The organism is Micromonospora wenchangensis (assembly GCF_002210435.1).
GTDB lineage: Bacteria > Actinomycetota > Actinomycetes > Mycobacteriales > Micromonosporaceae > Micromonospora > Micromonospora wenchangensis.
Map to the genome: position 1 here is coordinate 116,549 of NZ_MZMV01000015.1, position 6,893 is coordinate 123,441.

The following is a 6,893-nucleotide window of genomic DNA, read 5'->3' on the forward strand; positions in this document are numbered from 1 at the left end:
GCCGGTCACCTGGGAGGCGCACCGCATGGTGTACGACGAACCGGGCCGGACGGCGTCGGCAGAGGTGCCCGCGACGGTACCCGAGGACGTCCTCGACGACCCGACGCAGGGGGAACCCGGCCGGGACCGGCTCGGCGTGCACGTGGTCTGGGAACTGGTGCTGCTGCTCGCCCTCGCCGCGCTGGCCTACCTGCTGTGGCGGGAGGACCCCGACGCGCTGCGCGGTGCCGGCCTGCGGCGGCTGCTCGTCGACGCGGTCGCGCTCGGCCTGCTCGTCCTCGCCGCCGGGCTGAGCCTGCGGACCGCCGCGGTGAACCTGGCGATCGGCCCGGTCGCGCTGGCCGCCGCGCTGCACTTCGCCGAGCAGGGCGACCGGGGGGTGTCCACGGCGGTCGTCCCGGCCCTGGTCGCCGCCGCGCTGGGCGGGCTGGCGCTGGCCTGGGCGGTGGTGGTGCTGCACGTGCCCGGCTGGGCGGCCAGCCTCGCCGCCGCCGCCGCGGTGATCGTCTGGATCGAGCGGCGGGACCTGCCGGTGGCGGTGCAGGCCGACTACGACCCCCGACGCAACGCCTACTACCTGTTCGCGGGGTTCGCCGCGGTGGTCGTCCTGCTCGGCGCGTTCGGCGCGATCCGGACCGTACGCCGGCTGGTCGGCCGGTTCCGGCCGGTGGCCGACCCGGCCCGTCGCCGCGGCATGGCCGCCGCCCTGGTGACCTCGTCCGCGTTGATCGCCTCCACCGTGCTGGCGATGCTCGCCGGGGTGCTCGTCGCCGCCAACGCGGACGGCCCGGTGACGCCGACGTCGGGCCTGGACTGGACGGTGCTCGCCGTCGGAGTGTCCATGTTCGGCGGCACCAGCGCGTACGGCCGACGGGGTGGGATCTTCGGCGCCCTCCTCGCGGTCGCCCTGGTGGTGACCTACCTGGCCTGGGCGGACGGTGTCGGCGCGCCGACCGACCGGTGGGCCGTCGGCGGGACGGCACTGGCCGGTGGGCTGCTGGTCACCCGGCTGGTCGAGACGTACGGCCGGCCCCGCACCGTCCGGGGTGAACCGGTGGAGCTGCCGCCGGTGCGGGACGGGGCGATCAGCTCCGGTTGGTCGATGCCCCCGGCCGGGGAGGCGCGCAACTGGACCCCGGCCCTGCCGGAGCGGACGACCGACGACACCCCGCCCGACCCGTGGGAGGCCCCCCGCTGGCAGAGCGCGCCACCCCGCTGGGACGCCGGCGAGCGGTGAGCGCCCCGGCCCGGTGGGGTCGGCTACCGGGCGTGGACGACGGGCCGCCGACGATCTCGCCGGTTAGGCTCGCGGGCATGACCGAGACTCCTTCCGCCGGCACCGGCCACACCTTCGACCAGCTCGACGCCCTCTCCACCGAGGAGCTGCGGGAGCGGGCCTTCGCGCGGGCCCGGGAGCGGCGGGACGTCGGGTTCTTCTGGTCGGTGCTGCGGCACCTGCCGAACGCCGACGAGGCCGCCGCGCTCGACGGGGCACCCAACTCGGTGGGGCCGACCATCGACGAGGCGGCGGCGCTGTGGCGGGAGCTGACCGGGCACGGCTACGAGGAGTCCGCGCCGCTGCTGCGGGCGGCGTTCATCGACTACCTGATGAAGCACTGAGCGGCCGACCCGCCGGCTGGCGGGAGAGGTTTGCCGGCCGTGGCGGGTCGGGAACCCCCCGTCGCATGGCCCTCACCCGACGCCCCCGTACCGTGCAGGGGTACGGCACCGCCGCCGGCACCGGCACCCTCGCCGCGCTGATCCTCGTCGGCGTCTGCGGCAGCCCCTGGTACGTCGGCTGGGCCGAGGCCCACACCGATCCGAACTCCGCCGGGGGCTGGTACCTGCGGCTGCTCGCCTGGCCCGCCTGGCGGGTCGAGTCGACCCCGGAGAACGGGGTGCTCGCCACCGACCTGCGGGCCATCCTGCTGCTGCTGTTCGCCGGTGCGCTGCTCTACCTGCTGCCGGCCGGTCAGGTGGCCCGGGTGCCCGGGTCGGCCAGCCAGTTCTTCTCCGGCTGGGCCGCGTACACCCTGGCTGCGGCGGCGGCGACCCTGCTGGCGGCGCTGCTCACCGCGGACGGCCCGTTGCTGGCGGCCTTCGAGACCACCGGCACCGGGGCCGGCTACGGCTTCTTCGCCGGCTGGATCATCGGGCTGGCCAGCCTGGGCGGCCGGGCCTGACCCTGAGTTCGGCCGGCCCGCACCCTGACCGCGGCGCCGGTCCGGGTGGCGCCCCCGCGCCGGCTAGCTGTCGGGCTGCCCGAGATCCAGGACCCGGGCGCGGCTGAGCGTGCCGGCCGGCCGGCCGTCGGCGGTGACCACGACCGCGTCGGTGCCGGCGGTCAGCATCGCGGCCAGCGCGTCGTACGCCGAACGGCCCAGCGGCAGTTCCGGCAGGGTGGCGTCGGTGGCCGCGCCGTCGAGCACCTCCCGGGTCACCGGGGTGACCGCCAGCCGGCGGATGCCCCGGTCCGCGCCGACGAACTCGCGCACGAACGGCGAGGCGGGCGTGCCGAGCAGGGCCGCCGGGGTGTCGTACTGCTCCAGCCGGCCGCCCTCGGAGAGCACCGCGATCCGGTCGCCCAGCCGGACGGCCTCGTCGAGGTCGTGGGTGACCAGCACGATGGTCTTGCGGACCTCGGCCTGGAGCCGGAGGAACTCCTCCTGCAACCGGGTCCGCACGATCGGGTCGACGGCGGAGAACGGCTCGTCCATCAGCAGCACCACCGGGTCGGCGGCCAACGCGCGGGCCACCCCGACCCGCTGCCGCTGCCCGCCGGACAGCTCGTGCGGGTAGCGGCGTCCGAACTGGGCCGGGTCCAACCCGACCAGTTCCAGCAGCTCGCCGCTGCGCTGCCGGATCCGCTCCTTCGGCCAGCCGAGCAGCCGGGGTACGGTGCCGACGTTGGTGGCGACCGTCTGGTGCGGGAACAGGCCGACGTTCTGGATCACGTAGCCGATCCGTCGGCGTAGTTTCACCGGGTCGACCCGGGTGATGTCCTCGTCGCCGAGCATGATCCGGCCGCCGGTCGGCTCGATCAGCCGGTTGACCATCCGCAGCACCGTCGACTTGCCGCAGCCGGACGGGCCGATCAGCACCACCAGCTCGCCGGCCGGCACCTCCAGGCTCAGCTCGCGGACCGCGTCGGTGCCGTCGGGGTACCGCTTGCGGATGCCGTCGAGCGTGATCGAGGCGGCGCTGTGTCCTGCGTCGCCGGTGCCCCCGGGGGTAACGTCCACGTGTGTCCTTCCACCTGAGTTACCGGGCCGAGCCGGGTAATCCGTGGTTCTCCTGGCAGTACGTGCGGGACAACTCTGACACTATTCTCGCCGCGCTGCGCGAGCACGCCTCGCTGACCGGCCGGGCCGTGCTGCTCGCCGCGCTGGTGGCCCTGCCGCTGGCGGTGCTGGCCTACTGGTACCGGCGTCTCGCCGGGCCGATTCTCGCATTGACCGGCGTGCTGTACACGATCCCCTCCCTGGCCCTGTTCGCGTTCATCGCCCCCTACCTGGGTATCGGGGCGGTGACCGTGCTCACCGTGGTGGTGCTGTACGCGCTGCTGGTGATCGTCCGCAACGCGGTGGCCGGGCTGAACCAGGTGCCCCCCGAGGTGCGTGACGCCGCCGAGGGCATGGGGTACGGCAGGTGGGCCCGGCTGTTCCGGATCGACCTGCCGCTGGCCCTGCCCGGCATCCTCACCGGCGTACGCCTCGCCACGGTCTCCACCGTCGCGCTGGTCACCGTCGGGGTGGTGATCGGCCGGGGTGGCCTGGGGCAGCTGATCTTCGCGGGGTTCCAGAACAACTTCTACAAGGCCCAGATCATGACCGGCACGCTGCTCTGCGTCCTGCTCGCCCTGGTGCTGGACCTGATCCTGGCCGGCGTGGGCCGCCTGCTCACCCCCTGGCTCCGGAGCCGCCCCCGATGAGCGCGGCCCAGCGGAGCCCCGCAGTCACGAGCGAAAGGCGGACCCGGTGAGTGCGAGGAGTGCAGCGCAGCGGAGCCCCGCAGTCACGAGCGAAAGGCAGACCCGGTGAATCCGGTGCAGCAGGCGGTGGTCTGGCTCAACGACCCGCTCAACTGGACCAACCCCGGTGGGGTGCTGGACCGGGTCGGGGAGCACCTGAGCATGTCCGCCGCGGCGGTGCTGCTGGGCTGCCTGGTGGCCTGGCCGATCGGCCTCTGGCTGGGGCACTCGGGGCGCGGCGGCGGCGCGGTCGTGTTGATCTCCAACCTGACCCTGTCCATCCCCACCCTGGCGCTGCTCACCATCCTGCCGCTGACCTTCCTCGGGTTCGGGCGGCCGGCGGTGGTGGTCGCCCTGGCCGTGTTCGCGGTGCCGCCGCTGCTGGCGAACGCGTACACCGGGGTGCGGCAGGCCGACCCGGAGGCCCGGGACGCGGCACGCGGGATGGGGCTGTCGGGGTGGCAGGTGCTGCGCCGGGTGGAGCTGCCGTTGGCGGTGCCGTACCTGGCCGCCGGGTTCCGTACGGCCGCCGTCCAGGTGGTGGCGACGGCGGCGCTGGCCTCGTTCGTCAACGGCGGAGGGCTGGGCCAGATCATCCGGGCCGGTTTCGGGCTCGACATCGCCGCCGGTGGCGGGCAGATCATCGCCGGTGGGGTGCTGGTGGCGGGGCTGGCGTTGGCGGCGGAGGGGGTGCTGGCACTGGTCGAGCGGGCGGTCACCCCGCGACCGCTGCGGCGTACCCGGCGGGCGGCCAACCGGCGGGCGGCGGACGCCACGGCGGGGAACTGATCCCTTTCCGTGACGATCACGTGACGAAAGTGGTTCAGAGTTTGTCGGTCGGTCCGGAAGGATATTGGCTGAACCCGCGGGCGGCGACCGTCGCCCGTCGGACACGCGGCCGGCCCTGCCCGGGGTCGCGCCGGGACACGGAAGGCGGGCACGATGCGCGTACGGACACGGCTGGCGGCGGGCGCGGTGGGCGCCCTGACCCTGGCGGGTCTGTTGACCGGGTGTGGGGACGCCGGCTCGTCCGGCACCGACGCTCCGCAGCAGGGCGCGAGCGGTGCGGGCTGCGCCCCGGTCGCCGGTGACCAGCTCGTCGTCCTCGACGACGACAAGAAGCTCCAGAACACCGACAACATCATCCCGGCGGTCAACGCCAAGGTGGCCAACCCGCAGCTGCTCGCCGCGCTGGACAAGGTCTCGGCCGCGCTGGACACGCCGAAGTTGATCGCCCTCAACAAGGCGGTCGACGTGGACCGCAAGACGCCGAAGGCGGCCGCCGAGGAGTTCGCCTCGGCCAACGGGCTGACCACCGGCATCGCCAAGGGCCCGGGTGGGCAGATCGTCGTCGGGGCGGGCAACTTCTCCGAGAGCCAGACCCTGGCCGAGCTGTACAACATCGCCCTGACCGCCGCCGGTTACCAGGTCAAGGTGCAGCAGATCGGCAACCGTGAGCTGTACGAGCCGAGCCTGGAGAAGGGCGAGATCCAGGTCGTCCCCGAGTACGCGGCGACCATGGCCGAGTTCCTCAACACCAAGGCCAACGGCAAGGACGCCACGCCGGTCTCCTCGCCGGAGCTGGACAAGACGGTCAGCGCGTTGAAGTCCGAGGGGGACAAGGCGGGCATCACGTTCGGCACCCCGTCCGCCGCGCAGGACCAGAACGCGTTCGCGGTGACCAAGGCGTTCGCCGACAAGTACTCCCTGAAGACCCTCTCCGACCTGGCGGCCAAGTGCTCCGGCAAGGACACCGTGCTGGCCGGCCCGCCGGAGTGCCCGCAGCGGCCGAAGTGCCAGGCGGGTCTGGTGGAGGTCTACGACTTCAAGGCCGGTTCGTTCAGCTCGCTGGACGCCGGTGGCCCGCAGACCAAGAACGCCCTGAAGACCGGCACCGCCAGCGTCGGCCTGGTCTTCTCGTCCGACGGCGCGCTCGCCACCAGCTGAGCGTGATCCCGGTCGCGGTCGGCTCCCCCCGACCGCGACCGGGCCCGCCCCGTAACGGGGTGATCGTGCCCCGCTGAGCAGGGCGGACGTCGGTCGGCGGCGGTCCGGTCGCGCCGAGGCGTACCGGCCGAGATCGGGGCAATTCTGCCCTGGGACCGTTCCCAGCCCGCGTACATCTCGGTAGGCTGCACAGCCATGCCCTCCCCGGTCGTCTCCGAGAAGCGCAGACCGCAACTGCTGACCGTCCTGTTCTGGATCGGGGTGGCGTTCGCGCCGATCGCCGCGCTGATCCTGCTGTTCGCCGACGGCAACGGTCCGCTGCGCTTCGCCGCGGTGCTGGCCATCACCGCCGTCGTGCTGATCGGCCTGTCCATCGCGCTGCGCGCCGACGTGGGCGTCCAGGCGTCCGACGAGGCGGTGCTCGACGAGCTGGAGCAGCTCCGACGCGAGCTGCGCAGCGAGATCGTGGCCGCCGCCCAGCGTGGCAACCAGGCGTTGGACCAGTCGCAGCGGGCCGAGGAGCAGGTCACCGCGTTGCGTCGCCGGTTGGACGCGGCGGCCGAGCTGGCTGCCGCCGTCGCCGCCCCGCCCGCCGAGGACTCCGTCGCCGGTGCCGGCCGGGCCCGGGTCCCCGCCGCCGAGCCGGCACCGGAGGCCCCGGTGGGCCGGCGACGGGCCGCGGTCGAGGAGCCCTCACCGGACTGGAGCCACCCGGAGGATTCCGCGCCGGTCGCGGCGGGCCGGGGACGGGTCCCGGCCGACCGGGAGCCCGCCGAACCGACCGGCCGCCGCTACGCCCCGGAGCGCCCGACCAGCGGGCAGGCCGGGGTGTACGGGGCGGCGGCCCGGGAACCACGCGGCGGGGTGCCGGCCGCCGAGTCGACCTCCCGCCCGCTCGGGGTGGTGCGGCACACCGAGACCGTGCACGTCACCACCCGGCACACCGTCGTCGACGGCCCCGACCCGGCCGGCGGCT

The 6,893-nt window shown here is 74.3% G+C and carries 7 protein-coding genes and 1 pseudogene; 7 read left to right on the forward strand and 1 reads right to left on the reverse strand.

The features are described 5' to 3' along the window. Positions 1-25 precede the first annotated feature (25 nt). The 3 genes from B5D80_RS11795 to B5D80_RS11805 all read left to right on the forward strand — a co-directional run bounded on the left by B5D80_RS11795 (position 26) and on the right by B5D80_RS11805 (position 2,183). Complete coding sequence (locus B5D80_RS11795) at positions 26-1,237, forward strand: ABC transporter permease (RefSeq protein WP_088643874.1); 1,212 nt, start codon at positions 26-28, stop codon at positions 1,235-1,237. Positions 1,238-1,314: 77 nt separating this feature from the next. Then, positions 1,315-1,620, forward strand: coding sequence for a hypothetical protein (locus B5D80_RS11800; RefSeq protein ID WP_088643875.1), 306 nt, complete (start codon positions 1,315-1,317; stop codon positions 1,618-1,620). 65 nt (positions 1,621-1,685) lie between these two features. Beyond that, entirely contained in the window at positions 1,686-2,183 is a 498-nt protein-coding gene (locus B5D80_RS11805; protein WP_088643876.1) for a hypothetical protein, read from the forward strand. A 63-nt stretch (positions 2,184-2,246) separates the two neighbouring features. Here the strand turns inward: B5D80_RS11805 and B5D80_RS11810 are convergent, their stop codons facing one another. Further along, positions 2,247-3,242, reverse strand: a complete 996-nt coding sequence (locus B5D80_RS11810; protein ID WP_088643877.1) for an ABC transporter ATP-binding protein — start codon at positions 3,240-3,242, stop codon at positions 2,247-2,249. A gap of 2 nt (positions 3,243-3,244) precedes the next feature. On the opposite strand from B5D80_RS11810, the gene B5D80_RS11815 reads away from it, so the two are divergent. The 4 genes and pseudogenes from B5D80_RS11815 to B5D80_RS11830 all read left to right on the forward strand — a co-directional run. Beyond that, positions 3,245-3,931, forward strand: a complete 687-nt coding sequence (locus tag B5D80_RS11815; RefSeq protein WP_088643878.1) for an ABC transporter permease — start codon at positions 3,245-3,247, stop codon at positions 3,929-3,931. A gap of 105 nt (positions 3,932-4,036) precedes the next feature. Continuing rightward, positions 4,037-4,759: an ABC transporter permease gene (locus B5D80_RS11820; RefSeq protein WP_088643879.1), complete on the forward strand. Its 723-nt coding sequence runs from the start codon at positions 4,037-4,039 to the stop codon at positions 4,757-4,759. A 153-nt stretch (positions 4,760-4,912) separates the two neighbouring features. Then, entirely contained in the window at positions 4,913-5,917 is a 1,005-nt protein-coding gene (locus B5D80_RS11825; protein ID WP_088643880.1) for a glycine betaine ABC transporter substrate-binding protein, read from the forward strand. A 195-nt stretch (positions 5,918-6,112) separates the two neighbouring features. Beyond that, positions 6,113-6,893 (forward strand): annotated as a pseudogene (locus B5D80_RS11830) (hypothetical protein); the annotation flags it as partial.

Excerpts from the sequence above, each read along its gene's own strand:
- B5D80_RS11795 (WP_088643874.1), top strand. The coding sequence starts at position 26 with ATGGTGTACGACGAACCGGGCCGGACGGCGTCGGCAGAGGTGCCCGCG.
- B5D80_RS11800 (WP_088643875.1), top strand. The coding sequence starts at position 1,315 with ATGACCGAGACTCCTTCCGCCGGCACCGGCCACACCTTCGACCAGCTC.
- B5D80_RS11805 (WP_088643876.1), top strand. The coding sequence starts at position 1,686 with ATGGCCCTCACCCGACGCCCCCGTACCGTGCAGGGGTACGGCACCGCC.
- B5D80_RS11825 (WP_088643880.1), top strand. The coding sequence starts at position 4,913 with ATGCGCGTACGGACACGGCTGGCGGCGGGCGCGGTGGGCGCCCTGACC.